The organism is Paraburkholderia dinghuensis, assembly GCF_003837865.1.
Lineage (GTDB): Bacteria > Pseudomonadota > Gammaproteobacteria > Burkholderiales > Burkholderiaceae > Paraburkholderia > Paraburkholderia dinghuensis.
Genome location: NZ_RQIS01000006.1, coordinates 63,657 through 84,198 on the forward strand (window position 1 = coordinate 63,657; position 20,542 = coordinate 84,198).

Annotated in this window: 19 protein-coding genes; 14 read left to right on the forward strand and 5 right to left on the reverse strand. The window is 61.1% G+C overall.

Annotated elements, in window-relative coordinates:
- Nucleotides 1-565 (reverse strand): peroxiredoxin (locus D1Y85_RS09695; RefSeq protein WP_221410276.1); only part of this gene is annotated, 565 nt, incomplete at its 3' end.
- A gap of 378 nt (nt 566-943) precedes the next feature.
- Here D1Y85_RS09695 and D1Y85_RS09700 point away from each other — a divergent pair.
- The 4 genes from D1Y85_RS09700 (at nt 944) to D1Y85_RS09715 (ending at nt 4,805) form a co-directional block, all read left to right on the forward strand.
- Entirely contained in the window at nt 944-2,545 is a 1,602-nt protein-coding gene (locus tag D1Y85_RS09700) for a cytochrome ubiquinol oxidase subunit I (RefSeq protein ID WP_124150840.1), read from the forward strand.
- Complete coding sequence (gene cydB, locus D1Y85_RS09705) at nt 2,545-3,681, forward strand: cytochrome d ubiquinol oxidase subunit II (protein ID WP_124150841.1); 1,137 nt, start codon at nt 2,545-2,547, stop codon at nt 3,679-3,681. Before D1Y85_RS09700 ends, cydB begins: the two co-directional genes overlap by 1 nt.
- An 11-nt stretch (nt 3,682-3,692) precedes the next feature.
- Nucleotides 3,693-3,878 (forward strand): hypothetical protein, encoded by a 186-nt coding sequence (locus D1Y85_RS09710; RefSeq protein ID WP_124150842.1) that lies wholly within the window; start codon nt 3,693-3,695, stop codon nt 3,876-3,878.
- A 78-nt stretch (nt 3,879-3,956) separates the two neighbouring features.
- Entirely contained in the window at nt 3,957-4,805 is an 849-nt protein-coding gene (locus D1Y85_RS09715) for a hypothetical protein (protein WP_124150843.1), read from the forward strand.
- Here D1Y85_RS09715 and D1Y85_RS09720 read toward each other — a convergent pair.
- Nucleotides 4,798-4,986 carry a hypothetical protein gene (locus tag D1Y85_RS09720; protein ID WP_124150844.1) on the reverse strand — a complete coding sequence of 63 codons (189 nt, stop codon included), beginning with the start codon at nt 4,984-4,986 and terminating at the stop codon, nt 4,798-4,800. The two genes, D1Y85_RS09715 and D1Y85_RS09720, sit on opposite strands and share 8 nt — an antisense overlap.
- Before the next feature lie 118 nt (nt 4,987-5,104).
- Here D1Y85_RS09720 and cydD point away from each other — a divergent pair, with 118 nt between their 5' ends.
- Together cydD and cydC are read left to right on the forward strand one after the other, a co-directional pair.
- On the forward strand, nt 5,105-6,883 hold the full coding sequence (gene cydD, locus D1Y85_RS09725) for a thiol reductant ABC exporter subunit CydD (RefSeq protein ID WP_124150845.1): 1,779 nt from the start codon (nt 5,105-5,107) through the stop codon (nt 6,881-6,883).
- On the forward strand, nt 6,880-8,607 hold the full coding sequence (gene cydC / locus D1Y85_RS09730) for a thiol reductant ABC exporter subunit CydC (RefSeq protein ID WP_124150846.1): 1,728 nt from the start codon (nt 6,880-6,882) through the stop codon (nt 8,605-8,607). Before cydD ends, cydC begins: the two co-directional genes overlap by 4 nt.
- A gap of 31 nt (nt 8,608-8,638) precedes the next feature.
- Here cydC and D1Y85_RS09735 read toward each other — a convergent pair whose 3' ends face one another.
- Both D1Y85_RS09735 and D1Y85_RS09740 read right to left on the reverse strand, forming a co-directional pair.
- Nucleotides 8,639-10,018 carry an MBL fold metallo-hydrolase RNA specificity domain-containing protein gene (locus tag D1Y85_RS09735; protein WP_124150847.1) on the reverse strand — a complete coding sequence of 460 codons (1,380 nt, stop codon included), beginning with the start codon at nt 10,016-10,018 and terminating at the stop codon, nt 8,639-8,641.
- An 11-nt stretch (nt 10,019-10,029) separates the two neighbouring features.
- The gene (locus tag D1Y85_RS09740; protein ID WP_246024847.1) at nt 10,030-10,875 is read right to left on the reverse strand and encodes an LOG family protein; all 846 of its coding nucleotides are present in this window, start codon (nt 10,873-10,875) and stop codon (nt 10,030-10,032) included.
- Between the two features lie 545 nt (nt 10,876-11,420).
- Here D1Y85_RS09740 and D1Y85_RS09745 point away from each other — a divergent pair.
- Genes D1Y85_RS09745 through arsB form a run of 4 tightly spaced genes read left to right on the forward strand, consistent with a single transcriptional unit; the run spans nt 11,421 to nt 13,789 of the window.
- Nucleotides 11,421-11,753, forward strand: coding sequence for an ArsR/SmtB family transcription factor (locus D1Y85_RS09745; RefSeq protein WP_124150849.1), 333 nt, complete (start codon nt 11,421-11,423; stop codon nt 11,751-11,753).
- The gene (locus D1Y85_RS09750) at nt 11,750-12,205 is read left to right on the forward strand and encodes an ArsI/CadI family heavy metal resistance metalloenzyme (protein WP_124150850.1); all 456 of its coding nucleotides are present in this window, start codon (nt 11,750-11,752) and stop codon (nt 12,203-12,205) included. The genes D1Y85_RS09745 and D1Y85_RS09750 overlap by 4 nt, the downstream gene beginning before the upstream one ends.
- Nucleotides 12,202-12,723 carry an arsenate reductase ArsC gene (locus D1Y85_RS09755; protein WP_124150851.1) on the forward strand — a complete coding sequence of 174 codons (522 nt, stop codon included), beginning with the start codon at nt 12,202-12,204 and terminating at the stop codon, nt 12,721-12,723. The genes D1Y85_RS09750 and D1Y85_RS09755 overlap by 4 nt, the downstream gene beginning before the upstream one ends.
- Nucleotides 12,710-13,789 carry an ACR3 family arsenite efflux transporter gene (arsB, locus tag D1Y85_RS09760; RefSeq protein ID WP_124150852.1) on the forward strand — a complete coding sequence of 360 codons (1,080 nt, stop codon included), beginning with the start codon at nt 12,710-12,712 and terminating at the stop codon, nt 13,787-13,789. The genes D1Y85_RS09755 and arsB overlap by 14 nt, the downstream gene beginning before the upstream one ends.
- A 239-nt stretch (nt 13,790-14,028) precedes the next feature.
- Here the strand turns inward: arsB and D1Y85_RS09765 are convergent, their stop codons facing one another.
- Nucleotides 14,029-14,721, reverse strand: a complete 693-nt coding sequence (locus D1Y85_RS09765) for a phosphatase PAP2 family protein (protein ID WP_124150853.1) — start codon at nt 14,719-14,721, stop codon at nt 14,029-14,031.
- A 956-nt stretch (nt 14,722-15,677) separates the two neighbouring features.
- Between D1Y85_RS09765 and acpA the strand changes: the two genes are divergently transcribed.
- The 4 genes from acpA (at nt 15,678) to D1Y85_RS26990 (ending at nt 20,541) form a co-directional block, all read left to right on the forward strand.
- Entirely contained in the window at nt 15,678-17,423 is a 1,746-nt protein-coding gene (gene acpA, locus D1Y85_RS09770) for an acid phosphatase (RefSeq protein WP_124150854.1), read from the forward strand.
- An 879-nt stretch (nt 17,424-18,302) separates the two neighbouring features.
- Nucleotides 18,303-19,007, forward strand: a complete 705-nt coding sequence (locus D1Y85_RS09775; RefSeq protein WP_185218944.1) for a c-type cytochrome — start codon at nt 18,303-18,305, stop codon at nt 19,005-19,007.
- Nucleotides 19,004-20,296: a c-type cytochrome gene (locus D1Y85_RS09780; RefSeq protein ID WP_246024848.1), complete on the forward strand. Its 1,293-nt coding sequence runs from the start codon at nt 19,004-19,006 to the stop codon at nt 20,294-20,296. Before D1Y85_RS09775 ends, D1Y85_RS09780 begins: the two co-directional genes overlap by 4 nt.
- A gap of 68 nt (nt 20,297-20,364) precedes the next feature.
- Nucleotides 20,365-20,541 (forward strand): hypothetical protein, encoded by a 177-nt coding sequence (locus D1Y85_RS26990; RefSeq protein ID WP_185218952.1) that lies wholly within the window; start codon nt 20,365-20,367, stop codon nt 20,539-20,541.
- Nucleotide 20,542 lies beyond the last annotated feature (1 nt).

Here is a 20,542-nt window from a genome sequence, read left to right on the forward strand (position 1 = left end):
GAGCCAGTTCGAGCATGGGCATGCCCTCGTGCCAGCCCTCGGGGGTAGATACGCCGTTTTCGTCCGCAACCTGCAAGGCGCGGACGAGGCGCAACTGCTCGTCGACTGACCGCCCCACATTCAGGGGATACCACGACATCGCCCGGATCACCCCCTGCGGATCGATCACATAACTGGCTCTGATGGCCCCGGCGTCGGGAGCGAGTGGATCGAGCATTCCATAGGCCGTTGCGATTGCCATCGACGAATCCTCGACGATCGGGAACGTCACCCTCACGCCGAACCGCTCGTGAATGTCCCGCAACCAGGCCAGATGCGAATACAGGCTGTCGATGGACAGCCCGAGAAGCTTGCAGCCAATCGCATCGAACTTGTCCTGTGCCTTCGCGAAACCGATGAACTCACTGGTGCACACCGGCGTGAAGTCGGCGGGATGGGCGAACAGGAGTAGCCAGTTGCCGCGGTAATCAGCGAGCGCGCACTCGCCGCAAGTCGTTCTAGCCCTGAATTCCGGTGCCGGATCGCCGATCCGGAGCGCCCGGATGGCCGTATTTGTGTCGTTCATGGTGGTTGTCATCTCCGCCGCAAGTATATCTGACAGCGTCCAAAGGCTCCGGAACCCCTTTCGTAGTTGCATAGTTAATGAGACGAAGATATTGTCCCGCGTCTTGTGAGCTGTCGAAATTGACCGCTTTTAGCCGGTGTGCGGCATTCCGCCACGACGGTTACACAATGCAAAGTAATATACGATTACAGAAAATAAGAAACTATTACGGTTGTAGGGGAGTGTGCCGCGCGCGATCGTACGGCTTTTGCAGTGTCATCAACGCGATGTATCGAAGCGCCAAAGCCTTGGGTACTCGTTTAACGCCAGCGTGTAGTTAGACCGCCGCTGGTTCGGGGTTCGAGGTTCGGCTCGTTCAGCTTTTTAGCGGAGCATTTCATGATCAACGATACCGTGGTTGAGCTGTCGCGGCTTCAGTTTGCCGCCACCGCGCTCTATCACTTTCTCTTTGTCCCACTGACCTTGGGACTGTCATTTTTCCTCGCGGTGACGGAGACGGTCTACGTCATCACAGGGAAAAAAATCTACCGGGACATCACCAAGTTCTGGAGCGGCCTGTTCCTGATTAATTTCGCGCTCGGCGTGGCCACTGGCCTCACCATGGAGTTCGAGTTCGGCACGAACTGGTCGTTCTACTCGGGGTTCGTCGGCGATATCTTCGGTGCGCCACTGGCGATCGAAGGTCTCATGGCCTTCTTCATGGAGTCCACGTTCGTCGGGTTGATGGCGTTTGGCTGGAGCAGGCTCTCGAAAGCCCAGCATTTGACCGTCACGTATCTCGTCGCACTGGGGTCCAACTTCTCGGCGCTCTGGATTCTGGTCGCTAACGGCTTCATGCAGAACCCCGTGGGTGCGGCGTTCAACCCCGTCACCATGCGCATGGAACTGCAGAGCTTCGGCGCGCTCATCTTCAGCGAAGACGCGCAAACGAAGTTCGTTCACACGAGCATTGCGGGCTTTGTCACCGCGGCCATCTTCGTGACCGGCATCAGCGCGTATTACATGCTGCGCGGCCGTAACATGGAGGTTGCGAAGCGATCGTTCCGTATGGCCAGTCTGTTCGGCGTGTTGTCCGTGGCCGGCGTGATTACGCTCGGCGACGCGCTCGGTTTCGTCGGCGGCCATGCCCAGCCTTCGAAGCTGGCTGCAATGGAAGCGATGTGGCAAACGGAAGAGGCGCCCGCGTCGTTCAATATCGCGGCGTGGCCCGATCAGGGCGACGGCAAAAATACGTGGAGTATCCAGATTCCCTACGTGTTGACGCCGCTGCTCACGCATACGTTCGATACGACCGTTCCGGGCATCGACCGCATCGAGGCCGACGCCGCCAAACGCATCCGCAATGGCATTCCCGCCGTCGATGCGCTCAAGGTGCTCAGCAAGGACCCGACCAACGAGGCAGCGCTCGCGCAGTTCGGCGCGCATAAGGACGATCTCGGTTACGGCTTCCTCGTGAAGCGCTATGCGAAGGACCAGGACGTTGCGAATGCGACGGATGAGGACATCGCCAAGGCGGCGAAGGACTCGATCCCGAACGTGTTCACGATCTTCTGGGTGTTCCGCCTCATGGTCGCGTGCGGCTTGCTGATGCTGGCCTACTTCGTGATCGCGGTGATCCTGTCGTTGCGTGGTGACGTAGCGCGTCAGCGCTGGTTCCTGAAACTCGCCCCGTGGATGATTCCGATTCCCTTCCTTGCCTGCGAGTTTGGCTGGGTGACGGCGGAAGTCGGCCGCCAGCCGTGGAGCGTGTTCGGCATGCTGCCAACGTGGATGTCTGCTTCGACCCACAGCGTTGGTTACATGATCTTCTCGCTGGTCGGCTTCGTTCTGCTCTATACGGTTTTCATCGCCGTCGAGATGTATCTGATGGTCCGGGCGATCCGCAAGGGACCGGACAGCGAGCATGGACACGGTGACGGCGACGCCGCTTTGGACAAGGAACTTGCCGCACTGAACCTCACGACCGCCAAGGAACATTAATGGAACTCTATCTCTTCTTAAAGGTGCTCTGGTGGTTGCTCCTCGGCGTGCTGCTGATGGGACTTGCGATCATGGTGGGCATGGACATGGGCGTCGGCGCGATGCTGCGCTACGTGGGCCGCACGGATACGGAGCGGCGCATCGCGCTCAACACGATTGCACCGCACTGGGACGGCAATCAGGTCTGGTTCATTCTCGGCGGCGGCGCGATCTTCGCGGCGTTCCCGCTCATCTACGCGACGGCGTTTTCGGGTCTGTACATCGTCATGCTGCTGTTGCTCTGGACGATGATCGTGCGCCCGCTGGGATTTGAATATCGCAGCAAGTTGCCGGGTACGAAGTGGCGCAACGTCTGGGACTGGTCGCTGGTCGTCAGCGGCGCGGTGCCGATGATCGTGTACGGCGCCGGCATGGGCAACATGTTCCGCGGCGTGCCGTTTCACTTCGGTTGGGACCTGACGTCGTTCTACACGGGGAGCTTCCTGAGCCTGCTGAACCCGTTCGCCGTGATGTGCGGTGTGCTGTCGCTGACGCTCGCGATTTACATGGGCGGCGTGATGCTGATGGGGCGTGCCGAACGCGGTGCGCTCTGGGATCGGGCAAGGGGTGCGGCGACCGTGTGCGGCATCGTTGCGATTGTTCTCTTTACGATCGGCGGCATCTGGGTCAGTCAGATGAGCGGCTACCGGCTCGAGCATGCTCCGCTTCCGGGCATGGCGCAGACCCCGCTGCAGCAGTCCGTCGTGCTGGCTGATGGTGCGTGGTTCGACAACTACCGTGCGTATCCGGTGCTCTGGCTCGTGCCGGTTCTCGGTTACGTGGGCATGCTGCTTGGCCTGCTGGCCGTCCGCGCCGGCCGCTCGACGCTCGCCTGGTGGCTCGGTGCGCTCGCATGGATCGGCGTGATCGGTACGGCAGGCGTGAGTCTGTTCCCGTTCCTGATGCCTTCGTCCAGCGATCCGTCGCAGAGCTTGACCGTGTGGAATTCCATATCGAGCCAGACCACGCTTACGTGGATGACCGGCTGGACCGTGGTGTTCATGCCTATCGTCCTCGCCTATACGAGCTGGGCGTTCCACGTTATGCGCGGAAAGGTGAAGGCGGAACAGGTCGAGTCGGATCCGCACGCCTACTGATGGAGCTATAGATGAAAACGTTTCGACTCTTTGTGATTTTCATGGTCGTTGCTGTGCTCGCCATCTTCATCGGCGTGGTCATTGGCAACTACGGCGCCTGGTATTTCTCCTGGCTGATTGGCACGGCGATGATCGTCTTGTTCGCCGCGGCTGGCGGCGTGCTGTACGACGCTCAGGAAAACGAGAAGAAAACCTGAAGAACGGCAGGCGGGGTAACGACGAAGGCGGGACCCCGCCTGCCATGGTTTTCCACCGACGTGTGCAAGGAGGTATCCGTGAAAATTTCCATCGGTGCAATCGCAGGGAACTGGACGCGTTCCGCAACGATGGCGTTCTACGATGCCGTTGCACTGTCGTCGGTGGACATCGTTTATATCGGCACTACGATTCACTCCGCGTTGGGCGGTTTGCAAAAGAGGGACTGTCTTGCCGTTGCGCGCGAACTGATCGCGGGCGGCAAGGAAGTCGTTCTTTCCGTTCGTGCCGCTGCGGACGAGTGGGCGGCCGAAGGTTCTCACGCGTGGATCGCAGACTGTACGCTTCCGGTTGAAGTCAGCGATACGCGGACACTGCAGATGCTGGCCGGTAAGGTTCCGCTTGTCATAGGGTCAGGTGTGCAATGCAAAGACTTGACCACGCTGACGCAGTTGGTCGCGCTCGGTGCGAAGCGCTGGGTGACGCCCGCCATCTGCCGCGGCGAGGTCGTGAAGGTGCTGACTTTTGCAGCCGACGCGGCCTGCGAGATCGAGCAGCCGGTGCTGTCGCCGCGGCACTATTCACGCTGGGCGTGTCGGGTCGATGACTGCCCCTACGAGGGGTGGCCGATTCATGGACTGCCGGGTTGCGATCGCGAGGCATCATTGGAGAGCCCCGATCCTGACTGGGTACACGACCTGAAGATGCTCCGGACCGCAGGCGTTTCGATCATGCGTGTAACGCCGCGAACCGTACGCGACGTGGAGGTATCTCAAATATTAGGCGAGCTGGTGCGAGGCGAAGTCGACGCCCAGGAAGCCTACGCGCGGTACGTGGAAGCGTCAGGGCAACCCCCGGCGCAAATGACCACCGCGCCCAACCCCTGGCGCGGCCGTCTGACTCATCCAGCCGGCGCGGCTATCACGTAATCTTGCCTTGTCGCTCTTGCGTGTCGAAAAGGACGCCCCCAGCTACTGCACACAGGACGATCAACGCCGTACCGATTAGCCACGTCAGGTACCAGAGTCCATAGTTGCTGACGATGACGGCGACCACGATGGCGGCAACGGCAATCGCAAGGTACAGCGTGAACTGAAGAACGGTTTTCATTATGTCTCCATGTCGTCATGGCCCTTGTCGGGCGGTGGCGTCATCCGCTGCGGTACGCGCCCCTGGGCCTCTGGGGATTATAGGTGCCACAGCAACGGCTTCAATCAGGTATTCACGTATGTCCCGCCCTGACTCATCACTTACAAAAATCGTCGATCGCTGGCTCGCCCGGCGCGCGGCGCCCATTCGTCCCGGCATCGGCCGGGTGGTGGCGCTCGGGATGGGCTCCGGACTGCTGTTGATGGTGCAGGCGGCGTTGTTGGCCTGGATCTTGAGCGCCGTGGTGATGGAGGGCGCGGGACTGGCCAAGGTATGGCCGGCGCTGGCGGCCATACCGCCGGTGATCGCCCTGCGCTACGTCCTGATCCGTCTGTCAGAGCGGGTGGCCTTTTCCGCCGCCGCCACCATGCGAGTCGCGTTGCGCAACGAACTGTTGCGCAAGCTGCAGGCACTCGGGCCGATGTGGCTGCGCGGCGAGGCGAGCGGGGCGCTGGCGACGCATCTCGTGCAGGGTATCGAAGCGCTGGAAGGCTACTACGCGCGGTGGATGCCCGGCCGCGCGCTGACGGTGATGCTGCCGCTTGCGATCCTGGTCGTTGTGTTTCCCGTCGACTGGGTGTCGGGAATTGTCCTGCTGGTGACCGCACCGCTGATTCCCCTCTTCATGATTCTGCTCGGCAAGAGCGCGGCCGATGCGAACCGGCGTCAATGGAAGCTCCTCGCGGTGCTTGGCGCGCGATTTCTCGATTCGCTTCAAGGCATCACGACACTGAAGCTCTTTAACGCGAGCCGGCGCGAGGCGAGCGTCGTGGCGCGATTGTCCGAGGCCTATCGCAGCAGCACCATGCGGGTGCTGAGGGTCGCGTTTCTGTCTTCGGTCGTGCTGGAATTTCTCGCGACGCTAGGCATCGCGGTCGTGGCGGTACTGGTCGGATTTCACCTCTTCTACGGGAAAATCCCGCTGCTGCGCGGATTGTTCGTGTTGCTGCTCGCCCCCGAGTTCTACATGCCGCTTCGTTCGCTGGGTAGCCAGTATCACGAGCGGCTCGACGCGATCGCCGCGGCGGAACGCATCATGGAGATAGTCGATCTGCCCGAGCCTGAGGAGCACGGTGCGCGTGCGCCACTGCCAGCCGCGGAAGGCTACACGATCCGTTTCGACGATGTTTCTCACGACTGGTCTTCGGAGCGGCCAGCGCTCGATCGATTGAATCTCGTCGCGGATGCGGGGCGCATTACGGCGCTGGTCGGGCATAGCGGCGCGGGCAAAAGCACCGTTCTGAACCTGCTGCTGGGCTTCGCGCGCGCGACGTCCGGGGAAATCTCCGTTAATGGGCAATTGCTGAACGACACCGATCTCGACGACTGGCGGTCGCGGGTCGCGTGGGTGCCGCAGCGCGCGCACGTTTTTGCGGGCACGGTCATGCAGAATCTTTTGATCGCGCGGCCGGACGCGGACTTTGACACTGTGCGCGCGGCCGCGTCCGATGCGGGGGCCGACGACTTCATTCAGTCGCTCCCGAACGGATACGACACCGAGCTCGGCGAACGCGGGGTCGGCTTGTCCGGCGGACAGATCCAGCGGCTCGCGCTCGCTCGCGCCTTCCTGAAGGACGCCCCTGTGCTGCTGCTCGATGAACCGACGGCAAGCCTCGACGTCCACACCCAGGCGAGCATTCACGATTCGTTGCGCCGGCTTGCGCGCGGGCGGACCGTGCTACTGATCGCACACCGGATGAGCACGGCGGCGCTCGCTGACACGATCGTCGTGATGGAGCACGGCAAGGCCGTGCAGTCAGGCTCGCACGAGCAGTTAGCGGCCAGCGACGGTGTTTATCGGCGGCTCATTGACGCCGGAATTGCCGCTCCGGACGAACGCGCCGAGGTCGAGTCATGAAAACGCCCGTTCACGTCACCCAGTCTGCGAAGCACGAAAACGCGACCGCACGTGCCGATCTGCTTCGCCTCATTGCACTGTTTCGGCCTTACTGGTGGTGGATGGCGGCCGGCGCTGCACTGTCGCTTGCCACCGTGCTGGCCAACGTCGCATTGATGGCCGTCGCCGGCTGGTTTATCGCTTCGATGGCGCTCGCAGGCGTCACTCATATTGCGTTCGACTATTTCACGCCGTCGGCGTTGATCCGCGCGTGCGCGATCATACGGACGGGCGGCCGGTACATCGAGCGCCTCGTCACGCACGAAGCGACGTTCCGGCTGCTCGCGCGTTTGCGCGTGTGGTTCTATGTCCGTATCGAGCCGCTCGCGCCTGCCGGGCTCGAGCGCGTCCGCGGAGCAGATCTGGCGACGCGCATTCAGTCGGACATCGACAGTCTCAGCAACCTCTACCTTCGCGCGCTCGTCCCGGCGGCAACGGGTCTGATCGGGACACTCGTCATTGTTGCGGTCGTATCGGTATTCAGCCTGCCCGTCGCGGCAGTTACGCTGATGTTCCTGCTAGTGGCTGGCGTGGCACTGCCCGGATTGGGCTTCATCTGGACGCAGGAGCCGGGTCGCAGGACCGTCGCCTTGCGTGCCGAATTGCACGAAACCGTTGTGGACAGTCTGCAGGGACTCGGAGAGCTTCAGGTCTACGGTGCTGCCAACGAGTACGCTCAACGAGTCGACCGGTTGTCGGCCCGGTTGGTCGGGGAGCAGGCGAACCTGAGCAGGGTAAGGGGTATCTCCCAAGGGGCGCTCGCCGTGTGTGCGTCAGGCGCGATGTGGTGCACGCTGCTGCTGGCTATTCCCCGGGTGGCTTCTACGTCGCTCGCCCCGGCCGATATCGCTATGCTCGCATTGCTGGTGCTCGCGAGTTTCGAGGCGGTGATGCCGATCTCGACAGCCCTCCAGCTCCTCGGAGAGAGTCTGGCCGCTGCGCGCCGGATTTTCGAACTGGTGGATGCGGCGCCCGCAGTAGAGGACCCGCCGGAGCCCGTTCCCATGCCGTCCGGTAACGATCTGGCAATCCGTAATCTCAGCTTCCGGTACGGAGAAGCGCTTCCCTGGGTGCTGCGCGATCTTTCGTTCGACCTTCCTGCTGGCGGCCGTGTCGCCATAGTTGGCACGAGTGGCGTGGGAAAGAGCACGCTTGTCCAGCTCCTGTTGCGCTTCCGGGATTATTCGGCAGGACGCATCGAGCTAGGTGGCGTTGATCTGCGCGATTGTGCAGCTGACGCGGTGCGTGCGCGGATTGCTGTCGTTTCGCAGGATACCTATCTTTTCAACGACACGATTCGCGCAAATTTGTTGATCGCGCGTCCGGACGCTGATCAGGCGAGTCTCGAAGCGGCCTGCCGCGAAGCGCAACTGCATGAATTCATCTCTGGCCTGCCGCAGGGCTACGATACGCCGATCGGCGAAGCCGGCACGCGGCTCTCGGGAGGGCAGGCACGGCGACTCGCGATTGCCCGCGCACTGTTGCTTGACGCTCCCATTCTGGTGCTGGACGAGCCGACAGAAGGACTGGACACCATTACCGAACAGGCATTGATGGCCGCCATCGTGAAGCTGATGGCGGGGCGCAGCGTGCTGCTCATCACGCACAAGCTGACACCGCGCGTAACCGAGCAGTTCGACAAGGTTCTCGTGCTGGACGATCTGCGCGAGGCGGCAGCGGCGTAAGCGGCCGCGTACCGCTCGCGCGTGCCTCGCGTTAGACCAGAATCTCGTCGCCGATGCCTGGCATGTGGACCTCAGTGTCGCTTAGCTGGGTTGCGAAGCTGCGCATGACTTCCTCGTCGCCGTGGACCAGAACGGTGTGTTTCGGCCGCAGGGCTCTTTGCCACGCGAGCAGTTCGTCACGATCGGCGTGCGCGGAAAATCCGTTGATCGTGTATAGCCGGGCGTGGACGGGGACGTCGTCACCGAACAGATTAACGTGCTTTGCACCGTCGATGAGAATCCTCGCCAGCGTGCCTCGGCCAGCGTAGCCAACGAAGATGACGCTCGAATCGTGACGCCAGAGATTGTGACGCAGGTGGTGGCGGATGCGTCCACCCGTACACATGCCCGAGCCCGCCATGATCACGGCGCCGCCGACCAGGTTATTGAGCGCCATCGAGTCCGCCGTCTCGCGGGTGAAGCGCAGCCCGGGCAGCGTGAACGGATCCTTTCCCTCGTCGAACATCGCGCGGTCTTTCTCTGCAAAGCAGTCCGGATGACGACGAAAAACCTCGGTCGCGGAGATGGCCATCGGCGAGTCGAGGTACACGGGCATCGAGCGGGGCAGGCGCCCTTGTTCGATACCCTCGCGCAGGTAGTAGAGAATCTCCTGCGCGCGTTCCATCGCGAAAGTCGGAATGACGACGTTACCGCCGCGTTTGAATGTGTCCGTGATCGCGCCATACAGTTCTTCGATCGATGGCGCGAGCGCCTTGTGCGAGCGGTCGCCATAGGTGGTCTCCATGACCACTACATCGGCTGGCGGAGGGAATTGCGGGTCACGCAGGATCGCACGATCGCGATTGCCAAGGTCCCCGGAGAAGACGACCGATCGGCCCGAGCCTTCCGTGTCTTCGATACGGATACTGGCCGATCCGAGGATGTGCCCAGCGTCGTAAAACGTCGCGCGCAGGGTGGGTGCGAGCGAAAGCGGTTCGTCGTAGACAGCGTTGCGGCCAAAATGGTCGAGCGTATCGAGCACGTCGAGTGTGCCGTAGAGCGGCTTGCGTGTTTTTTCACCGCGGCGGTGCGCGTGCCGCTCGGAGCGTTCAGCCTCTTCCTCATGCAGCCGTGCGGCGTCGAGCATCACGAGTCGCGCGAGCTCGCGGGTGGCCGCCGTCGCGATGATTTCGCCGGTGAAGCCGCGCTTGACCAGTAGCGGTATCCGTCCGCAATGGTCGAGGTGCGCATGCGTGAGCAGCAGGAAATCGACCGAACGCGGATCGAAGCCGAAGTCGCCCGCGTTTTCGTCGTCGAGCTCGCGGCTCCCCTGGTACATGCCGCAATCGATCAGAATGCGCTTGCCATCAGCTTCAAGCAGGTGACACGAACCGGTCACCTCGCGGTCGGCACCGTGAAACGAGATCTTCATGGATTGTCCTGTCATGGCTGTGATTTGACAACGAGCGGGCTGCCGTTCTGGCTGTGCCACGCGAGGATGCCGGACCATGCTTCCTCGGCGGTTTCCGCGTACGAAAACAGTTCGCGATCCTCATCATCGATGCTGCCCACTTCGGCGAGATAGTCAGCGTTGAATACGTTGCGCCAGTACGCTTCGCCGATCAGCACGATCGGAATCGGTGCTGACTTGCGTGTCTGGATTAGCGTAAGCGCGCAGAAAAGCTCGTCCAGCGTGCCGAAACCGCCGGGAAGCGCGACAAGCGCTGCGGCGCGTTTCATGAAGTGCATCTTGCGCATGGCGAAGTAATGGAAGCTCATGCACAGGCCCGGCGTCAAATAGGGATTTGGATACTGTTCGTGCGGAAGGGCGATGTTCAGGCCGACGCTTTTCGCTCCCACATCGAAGGCGCCGCGGTTAGCGGCCTCCATGCCCCCGGGACCGCCTCCGGTGAGTACTGCAAGCCGCGGGTCGCCGCACTGACCAACGAGGCGCCCCAGTTGCCGGCCGACATCGTAGTAGGCCGACAATTCCATTCGATGCTCGGCGAGCCGGAGCGCGCGCTCGCAGACGCTATCGTGCGGATGGTCTTCCGCACTTTGCCTGGCCGCAGCAAGCTCCCGTGCGGCCGTAGCGGGTTCGCGCAGACGCGTGCTGCCGAAAATCACGATCGTCCTGTCGATTCCCTGCGACTGCAGGATTTGCTCAGCCTTCAGGTAGTCGAGTTGCAGGCGCACACCACGCGTGTCGTCGCCTTGCAAGAAGTCGATGTCGTGGTCCGCTTCCACGTAGGACGGGTTGTGCATGATCGCATGCAGGCGGTCATCCACCTGCGCCTCTTCGTCGCGCGATTTCGGTTGTTCCCACGGTAAAGGCCTGCGGTGTGCGGCGCGATGAGCGAGAGTGGGCAGCGCAGGATCATCTGGAAGATCGTTACGTGTCTTTCCGGCCGCAGATTCGTGTTCGTGGCCTTGACCGGTCTCTTTGTGTCCTTTCGACAAGTGGCATCCTCTGTTTGCTGTTTCGAACTTGAAGGTCGGCTGCGTCATTGAACGCTGAGACTGCAGCCAACCAGGTAGCGACTACAACACGCTACTCTTTTCCGCGGCAAACGATGCGAATGCCGCGATTAGCAACGCGCGTTACTTCGGCGCGCCATAGCGGCCCCGTGCACTGGAAACGCATGTACGTCCGGCGGACAGTTTACAAGTAATGGAAGCGGGGACATTGCACTGCAACACTGAGACTTGATGAGCGCCATTGAAGCGATCGCTGCGGAGCGTCTGTACGCCGGCTGGAGAGGATCAATGCGGCGGCTTTAGCGTCATTTCAATAATTCTTGAAATGTAGAAATTATCGATGTATGCTGGCGGACATGGACTCGAACCTCGTCGTGCGCGCCCTCGGCGCGCTTGCTCACGAATCCCGGCTCGCTATCTTTCGCGCCCTCGTCGTCGCGGGCTACGAGGGCATGGCGGCCGGCGAGATCGCGCAGCAGTTGGGCCTCGCCCCATCAAGCCTTTCGTTTCACCTCAAGGACCTCTCTCATGCCGGGCTGGTGCAATCGCGGCAGGAAGGGCGCTTCGTCATCTACACGGCGAATTTCGATGCGATGACGAATCTGGTCGGGTTTCTCACGGAGAACTGTTGCGCAGGCGCGGCCTGCTCCGCGAACGGTCTCCCCAACGTCTGCACAGGCAAGCCATGAAACGCATGCACATCCACGTATCGGTCGAAAACCTCGACGACAGCATCCGCTTTTACCGCGCCATGTTCGGCAACGCAGAGCCGACCGTGCTGAAAGACGACTACTGCAAGTGGGAGCTTACGGATCCCGCCGTCAACTTCGCAATCTCGAAGCGCGGCGCGAAAGCCGGTGTCGATCACATCGGCATTCAGGTCGAAACGGATGCGGAACTGGCCGAAATGAACGCACGCTTCGCCGCCGCTCAATTACCTGTCGCGCAGCAGATCGGGACAACGTGCTGCTACGCGAAGTCGGACAAGGCCTGGACTGTCGATCCTCAGGGTGTCGCCTGGGAAACCTTCCGCACGCTCGAAGCGGCGCCGGTCTACGGCACGTCTCACGAAGCGGTTGCCACAACGGCTGCGTGCTGTTCGCCGGTTGAATCGATCGTCGCGCTGCGGAGCCGTTCATGAGCGACAAGGTTTATACCGTTCTGATTCTCTGCACGGGCAACAGCTCACGCAGCATCATGGCGGAAGCACTGTTCAACATCCTCGGCAAGGGCCGGTTCCGAGCGTATAGCGCGGGCAGTCATCCGACCGGAACGGTCAATCCGTTCGCGGCGGAACGCTGCGCCGCCTTCGGTTACGACACGTCGAAACTGCGCAGCAAGAGCTGGGACGAGTTCGCGACGCCCGATGCGCCGCAAATGGATTTCGTCATCACCGTCTGCGATCAGGCAGCCGGTGAAACCTGCCCGTTCTGGCCCGGCACACCGCTGACTGCACATTGGGGCTTCGAGGACCCGGCGGCGTTCGAGGGATCGGATGAAGCGAAGCGCCGCGTCTTCGACAAGGTGTTCCGGCAGATCATGAATCGCGTGACGCAGTTCGTGAATTTGCCGCTACCCATGCTCGACCATGCGGCGATTCACCGGGAAATGCGCGCTATCGGTGAGCGTCCGCCAGAGGTGGCAGATGACCGGCACTGATACCGTTGTCTCCGGCAGCCGGCCTGCCATGGGTTTCTTCGAGCGTTACCTGACTGTCTGGGTCGCGCTGTGCATCGTCGCCGGTATCCTGCTCGGGGAGGCGCTGCCGCAGATTTTTCAGGCCATTGGGCGGATCGAAGTCGCTCATGTGAATCTGCCGGTCGGCGTGCTGATCTGGGTGATGATCGTGCCGATGCTCGTGAAGATCGACTTCACCGCGATGGGGCAGGTCGGCCGCCAGTGGCGAGGAATTAGCGTCACGCTGTTCGTGAACTGGCTCGTCAAGCCGTTTTCGATGGCGTTGCTCGGCTGGATTTTCATCCGGCAGGTGTTCGCGCCATGGTTGCCCGCTGAACAACTCGATAGCTACATCGCCGGGCTGATCCTGCTCGCCGCGGCACCGTGTACTGCGATGGTCTTCGTGTGGTCACAATTGTGCAAAGGCGATCCGTATTTCACGCTGTCGCAAGTTGCATTGAACGATGCGGTCATGGTCGTTGCGTTCGCGCCGCTGGTTGCGCTGCTGCTCGGGTTGTCGTCAATTGCCGTGCCGTGGAATACGCTGCTGAGTTCGGTCGCGCTGTACATCGTGATTCCGGTCGCCCTCGCGCAATGGCTTCGACGTCGTCTGCTCGCAAAGGGCGAGGCCCATTTCCAGCGAACGGTCGCGCGCTTTGGTTCGTGGTCGATCGGCGCGCTCCTGACAACGCTCGTGCTGCTTTTTGCGTTTCAGGGAGAGGCCATCGTGAGCGAACCGTTCGTGATCGTCATGCTGGCCGTGCCGATCCTGATTCAGGTGCTGCTCAACTCGGGGCTCGCGTATCTGCTGAACCGCCGGCTCGGCGTCGCGCATTGCGTGGCCGGTCCTTCGAGTCTGATCGGCGCAAGTAATTTTTTCGAGTTGGCCGTCGCGACCGCCATCAGCCTGTTCGGTTTTCATTCAGGCGCTGCGCTGGCAACCGTGGTCGGCGTGTTGATCGAGGTGCCGGCGATGCTGTTCGTCGTCGGCCTCGTCAATCGCTCGCAACGCTGGTACGAGAGCCGGCATCGTATTTCTGGAGCTTGATGCCGTCCACGACGGAAGATCGCGGCCTCGCCGCCACATGGGCGTCGGCTGCGACTCAACTCGTTGCGTGGGGCGCGCCCCTATCTGCAACACCTTATCGCGACAAGACCGACGTGACTGCACGATGAGTTGTGGGCCGCATCTCCGCACCCCAGAGGTCGGTATATTCAGGAAATCCTTTCGGACCAGTCGGGGCAGTCGATTGGTTCGCCTCGAACCGCATTGACCCACCGCGCGCATCACACTGCATTCATCACCGAATGTGCGAGCCGCAGGAGATCGTCGAACTGCGTAATCAGCTCGAAACACACAAGAAATGCGAGCATCGATGCCGGTCCGGGAAGGCGCATCGTCCAGCGCAGAATGGGCGCGGCGGTTCGGCTTCTGACCGCGTCGCGTGTCATGAGATACGTAATCGCCACGCCAATTGCGGCGCCAGCAAGCAAATCGGTCGGGTAATGAAAGCCGAGATACGCGCGTGGCAAGCAGATGAATAGCGTGGTGTACAGAAGCGCAAGCGTACCTATACCGCGCCATACGAGGAAGATTCCCATCGCGATCGCGATCCACAGCATGGCGTGATCGCTCGGAAAGGAACTCCAGTTGCTCAGCGCAGCTTCGCGCAGCGAATCCGAGGCGAAATGCAGATGCAGGTCTGGATTGAAAATCGGCCGTTCCCGAAACGGCAGGAAATGCGCAAGCATGCGACCCGCGGCGAGCGCAATCAGGCCGCTCGCCACCGTGGCAATGACCATTTCGCGCTGCCAGTCGCGGCGCGCGCCAGGCTCGAACCAGATCCACCACAGCAGCGGGATTAGCAGAAAACCCTTGAACGTATAAAGTCCCGCAATCACCCTGATTGCGTGGTTGAGCAGGGGCGGAAGATGGATTTGTGCAAGAAATCCCAGAATGACGGTATCAAAGCTGGTCATTTATGGTGAGCGAGCCCGCTGATTCAATTCATGTGAAAGGTGGCCGGAAACGGAAACTCCGGCCACCTCGGTGCCCGGTGAGCAGGCTGCCAGGCATCGTAGATTTCAAGTCAATCCACATGGGTAAGGAATCGCAAGCGAGTGTAAATCGAACTTGCTTCTAATCCGTCCGGCTCGGAGCGTCGGGAAAGCTTCCTTTCGGCGAATGTCGACCTGGCTGTTACCGATGGTCACAATTCGTTTCGTTTCCGAACGGAACCCGAGCCCCCGAACGCGAAAGTCCCGCATGAACGATTGCGTTTGACATTCTGAAACGCAACTAACCGTCCGTGGCTTTGGCGATCCACATTCGCCGTTTCACGGCGCCAAAACCCGTTTTGCAGGAACCTGCCCGACGCTGTTCAACCGTAGCGGCACGAATCTATCCCCGCGATAGGCCATGGTTTTGCGGACTCGAGGCCTTTTGTGACTCACAGGGAACGGCTATTAGGTAGTCCGTTCATCGCGTAACGCAATGCACGTAAGATATCGGCGATCCGCTTCGTTCAAGCGACAATCGACAACGTTTACTTGAGCATTCAAAATACGTTGCGCTTTCAATCGATCGAGAGTGACGAAGGGCGCAAGCGTGTGGGATGCGACGGCCTGCAAACTCGCGTGACGCTGTTTCATCCGGGCGGGTAGGCCTGGGGAAACGCCTCATCGAGGTTTCGATGAGCGCTTCCGGGGCGAATGCCCGAGTGAGCGCCGGGTCGTCTTAAAGGTTGTCAAGGACCGCGCCAGACCATGTCGCGTCAGGCTGTCGCCTCTTCTTCGCGTCACGAAACTGTCACGACAGGTACGCAACTATATGCCCCCGATTGACGTCTGCAGCGCGACCGCTCGCAGGCAGAATTGTGCGGTGCCGTGCCCGGTGCGAGCCCCGTTCGATCCTTTCCCTCATCTTTGGACATGCGATGAAATACCGCGAACCTCCCGCTTCACCGCCGGTGAATGAAGAAGCCGATGTAGCAGAGACGCCCCAGCGCCCGGGCCGCCGCCACTTTCTCGGCGGAGTTGCAGCGGTGGCGATGGGAGGAGGGCTGGCGGCCTGCGCGCTGCCGCCATCGCGCGACTCTGCTGTGATGGGTGCCGCGGCGGGGCCGCAGTTCGATCGCGCACTGCGATCCAAAGTCAAGACCGTTGTAGTGATCTACGCGGAAAATCGCAGCTTCAACAATTTGTTTGGCGATTATCCTGGCGTTGAGCGCCCGCTCTCCAGTGTGAAGCCGGAAGAGTACCGGCAACGTGATCGCGATGGATCGACTGTCTTGCCGCAGCTTCCCCCCGTGCCGGGCGGCTGGCTGTTGAAAGACCAGACCGTGGATGGCGTCACGTACAAGGCCGGTGTTCAATTCCAGACCAATTTGCCGAACGCGCCATTTGCGCTTAAAGGCCCGAATGGCGAGAAACTGCCGTTGTCGCTTGTTACCCATGATCTTTGGCACGTGTTCTACCAGAACCAGATGCAGATCAACGGCGGCAAGAACGACATGTTCGTCGCGTGGGCCGACTCGGCGGGTTTCACGATGGGCCACTACGCGAACGCCAGCTACGATCTTCGGATGTGGGATCTCGCCAGCGAATTCGTGCTGTGCGATAACTTCTTCCAGGGTGCGTTTGGCGGCTCGTTCCTGAACCATCACTATCTGATTGCGGCGACACCGCCCGTGTACGCCAATCCGGCGCAGAGCATTGCGAAGTTCCAGATCGCCGAGACCGTCAGTGGACGTCCGGATGACCCTAATCTGAAACCACTCGCCGCGTCGCCGAAAAGCGCGATGGAAGGCACTCCGAAGTTCGGTCCTAGCGCATTGACGCCGCCCGAAAATCTCCCGGACGGCAGCACCGCAAGCTATGCGGTAAATACGATGATGCCGCCGTACGCGCCGACTCCGTACAAGGTCGGCGCAGATGGCGTGGTCGACCTAACGCAGGAAAGCAATGCGATGGTTGTGCCGCCGCAGACGCACGAGCACATCGGCGACAAGCTGAACAAGCGCGGTGTTGAGTGGGCCTGGTACGCCGGCGCGTTCCAGCAGACGCTGGATATGCACGGAAAGAACACGAACGATGGCACGCCGCTGATCCCGAACTTCCAGTATCACCACCAGCCATTCAACTATTACGCAAATCTGGGCCCGGGCACGGCGGCGCGTGCGAAACATCTGCGCGATGGCGGCCTCGGCGACGATGAGAGTACCAACCGCTTCCTCGCCGATGCGCGGGCAGGGCGCCTTCCCGCCGTGACGTTCTATAAGCCGCAGGGCAACCTGAACATGCATGCGGGCTACGCGGACGTTGCGTCGGGCGACCGTCACATCATGCATGCAGTGAAGGTGCTCCGTGCGAGCCCGCAATGGGAGAACATGGTCGTGATCGTCACGGTCGACGAGAATGGCGGATGGTGGGATCACGTTGCTCCGCCGAAGGGCGACCGCTGGGGGCCGGGCACGCGTGTGCCGGCGCTGGTCATCTCGCCGTTCGCGAAGAAGGGGTACGTCGATCACACGGTGTACGACACGGCGTCGATCTTGCGCCTGGTTACGCGCGTGTTCGACCTCGAAACGCTCGATGGCATACGCGCACGCGACGCAGCGATGCAGGCGCGCGGGCAGCAGGTCATGGGTGACTTGACCAACGCGCTGGATCTATCGTCGTGATGTGACACGACGCAGCGGGGAACGGCTGCAAATGGGCTTTGTCAGGTTGCAGGGGAAATCGTGCAAAGCGTCGGACAGGCTACGGTTCCCGGCCTGACAAAGTCTTGAGAATATTAGTGAATCTGGCGCTTACGGTTGAAGTGACTTCAGCCGGCTTGGTTGTGCGGATAAAGCGTAGGTATCCTGATCAGAATTTGCAGGACTGGCTTTCAGAACGTTCAGTGTAATCAGCCTACGCCTTTCAGGCCTGCTCAAACTCAATCGCTTCGACACACCCTGGGGCCGGGTATCAACATGACGGATAGCTGTGCCGTTCCGTGCTTCGATCCATTCAATATGCCCTGACTCGCACATTACAGATTGTCCAGTATCTGCTCAAGCATTTGATGTCGCGGGTTATTTCCATGCGAACGCGTGGTCGTGTCGATTTGAATCTGCGTGCAATAGCTCAAGCTATGAACTCGATAAACGCGAGTTTAACGTTTGCCGATTAACGAAGCGCCAGATTAATTGGCGAATTAGCTCTTCTGTCCAGCGCTCCGGGTCGCAGTGCGACGACGTGTGCGCGAAACGTGCGTCTGAACAAGCGCCCTTTTGCCGCGTCATTTCACTATTTATGTGGAATGCATTCAAGTTTCCGCCACACATGCCGATAACCCGTTTAAGTTGAAATGTTTTTGTGAAAATTGAGGGTGCGACATTGCGATGCAATGCACTACCTTATTTCGATAAATTTGCAACGAAATAACCAAGTGGACTATTAAGGTACTAGTCCGATGCATGATTTGTGAGGCACTATCCGGCCACTTTGAGTACAACCATGTGCGTGTTGCACATGAACAGAGGTTGTGTACCTCACCTGACTCCATGAGGCTCGTCGTGTATCGCAGAACCATCGGAGCATCGCTTTTACTGTTGCTAAGTGTCGCCTCGACTTGCGCGGTAGCGCAGTCCGCGACTACGCCGTCCCCGATGGACGAGCGTATGCGCGCCTGCACGTCGTGCCATGGCGTGCAGGGGCAGGGGCGCAACAACGACTACTTCCCGCGCATTGCGGGCAAGCCTGCCGACTATCTGTTCAACCAGTTGTCGGCGTTTCGCGACGGTGGCCGGACCTATCCGCCGATGGGTTACCTGCTGGCGTTCCTGCCCGACGAAGACCTGCACCGAATCGCCCAGTACTTCGCTGGCTTCCAGCCTCCGTATCCGAATCCCGATTCCGCTCCGGTGCCTCCCGCTGTGCTCGACTATGGCAAGCAACTGGTGATTCACGGCGACCCGTCGCGCAAGCTGCCCGCGTGCGCCGAATGTCACGGTGCCCGCCTGACCGGTGCGGAGCCAGGCATTCCCGGTCTGCTCGGCCTGCATGCGAGCTATATCGCCGGGCAGATGGGCACATGGCGCTCGGGCACGCGGCACGCACTCGCGCGCGACTGCATGCACGAGATCGCCGTGAAGCTGAACGATCGCGATATCTACGCGGTTTCGAGCTGGCTCTCACGCCAGCCGCGACCTGACGATCCCCGGCCGGCGCCGTCGAGCGATGCCAAACTGCCTCTCGCATGCGGGAGTCAACCGCAATGAAGAATCGAATCTCCCATCTCGCGCGCGCTGTGGCCGGCGTGACGACTGTCGCCGGTGCTGCTGCGTCGATGCTGTTTTTCGGCATGTCGAGCGCCCACGCAGCGCAGGCAGCAACCGCCACGACCGATACACGGCCCGCGATCGTCGTTCGCGGCGAATATCTCGCACGTGCTGGCGACTGCGTTGCCTGCCATACGGCGCCACGCGGCAAGCTATTCGCCGGCGGCCTCGCGATGGAAACGCCGTTCGGCACGCTCTATTCGCCCAATATCACGCCTGACGCAAAGTACGGTATCGGCAGCTGGGACAAGGACGCGTTCTTCAAGATGATGCGCACGGGCAAGTCGCCCGACGGCAAGCTGATTTACCCGGCCATGCCGATTGCCCAGTACACGAAGGTCACGCGTGAGGACTCGGATGCGATCTTCGCGTACCTGCAATCGATTCCGGCGGTGCAGCAACAGAATCGTCCGCACGAACTCAAATTCCCGTTCAATCAGCGCGAGCTGCTGCTCGGCTGGCGCACGCTTTACTTCCGCGAAGGGGCATACCAGCCGGATCCAGCGAGGTCGGTCGAGTGGAATCGCGGCGCGTACCTCGTGGAAGGCCTCGGCCACTGCACGATGTGCCATACGCAGATCAACGCGCTTGGCGGCTCCTCGCGCCACGACCAGTTCGCGGGCGGCCTGATTCCGGTGCAGATGTGGTACGCGCCATCGCTGACCTCCGACAAGGACGGTGGCCTCGGCGACTGGAGTACCAAAGACATCGTCGATCTGCTGCAGGCAGGCCTCTCGGATCGTGGCGCGGTGTACGGCCCGATGGCGGAAGTGACGTATCACAGCCTTCAGTATCTGAACGACGAAGACGTCAAGGCGATGGCCGTCTACCTCAAGGCGCTGCCTGACAACACGGGCCGCAAGTCGGGCCCCTCGGCGCCGACCGGCACGAAGGTGTTCGCACGCGGCAAAGCGGTGTATGCGGACAAATGCGCGATCTGCCACGGCGACGAAGGCAAGGGCAACGTGCCGAGGTATCCGCCGCTCGCCGACAACCAGTCGATCGAAATGGATTCCGCGGTCAACCCGATCCGGATTGTGCTTAATGGCGGTTTCCCGCCGGGTACGCAACGCAACCTCCAGCCTTACGGCATGCCGCCGTTCGCGCAGGAACTGAGCGACAGCGACGCGGCTGCAGTCGTGACCTACATTCGCACGGCGTGGGGCAACCATGGCCAGCCGGTCACGGCGAAAGAGGTCAACGAGTTGCGCAAGGCGCCATTGCGCTAGGCGAGCACCACTTCGACGCACGGCACCAGAGCATCGGTTCGTATCACCACCTCCTCAATGAGAGCCCCATGATGGAGACCAACGACAACCGCGAGGGCACAGCGACGAACGCCGATGTTGAGCGTATCGTCGCGGCCGGACCGAGTGGCGCGATCGCGCTGGCCACTGTGACCACCGTGATCGTATTCGCGCTCTGGTTCGCCTTCTATTTCCTCATATTCCTGCCGCGCGGCACTATCAGCTGAC

Coding starts and splice junctions, on each gene's coding strand:
- D1Y85_RS09700 (WP_124150840.1), top strand. CDS start 944: ATGATCAACGATACCGTGGTTGAGCTGTCGCGGCTTCAGTTTGCCGCC.
- cydB (WP_124150841.1), top strand. CDS start 2,545: ATGGAACTCTATCTCTTCTTAAAGGTGCTCTGGTGGTTGCTCCTCGGC.
- D1Y85_RS09710 (WP_124150842.1), top strand. CDS start 3,693: ATGAAAACGTTTCGACTCTTTGTGATTTTCATGGTCGTTGCTGTGCTC.
- D1Y85_RS09720 (WP_124150844.1), bottom strand. CDS start 4,986: ATGAAAACCGTTCTTCAGTTCACGCTGTACCTTGCGATTGCCGTTGCC.
- cydD (WP_124150845.1), top strand. CDS start 5,105: ATGTCCCGCCCTGACTCATCACTTACAAAAATCGTCGATCGCTGGCTC.
- cydC (WP_124150846.1), top strand. CDS start 6,880: ATGAAAACGCCCGTTCACGTCACCCAGTCTGCGAAGCACGAAAACGCG.
- D1Y85_RS09735 (WP_124150847.1), bottom strand. CDS start 10,018: ATGAAGATCTCGTTTCACGGTGCCGACCGCGAGGTGACCGGTTCGTGT.
- D1Y85_RS09745 (WP_124150849.1), top strand. CDS start 11,421: ATGGACTCGAACCTCGTCGTGCGCGCCCTCGGCGCGCTTGCTCACGAA.
- D1Y85_RS09750 (WP_124150850.1), top strand. CDS start 11,750: ATGAAACGCATGCACATCCACGTATCGGTCGAAAACCTCGACGACAGC.
- D1Y85_RS09755 (WP_124150851.1), top strand. CDS start 12,202: ATGAGCGACAAGGTTTATACCGTTCTGATTCTCTGCACGGGCAACAGC.
- arsB (WP_124150852.1), top strand. CDS start 12,710: ATGACCGGCACTGATACCGTTGTCTCCGGCAGCCGGCCTGCCATGGGT.
- D1Y85_RS09765 (WP_124150853.1), bottom strand. CDS start 14,721: ATGACCAGCTTTGATACCGTCATTCTGGGATTTCTTGCACAAATCCAT.
- acpA (WP_124150854.1), top strand. CDS start 15,678: ATGAAATACCGCGAACCTCCCGCTTCACCGCCGGTGAATGAAGAAGCC.
- D1Y85_RS09780 (WP_246024848.1), top strand. CDS start 19,004: ATGAAGAATCGAATCTCCCATCTCGCGCGCGCTGTGGCCGGCGTGACG.
- D1Y85_RS26990 (WP_185218952.1), top strand. CDS start 20,365: ATGATGGAGACCAACGACAACCGCGAGGGCACAGCGACGAACGCCGAT.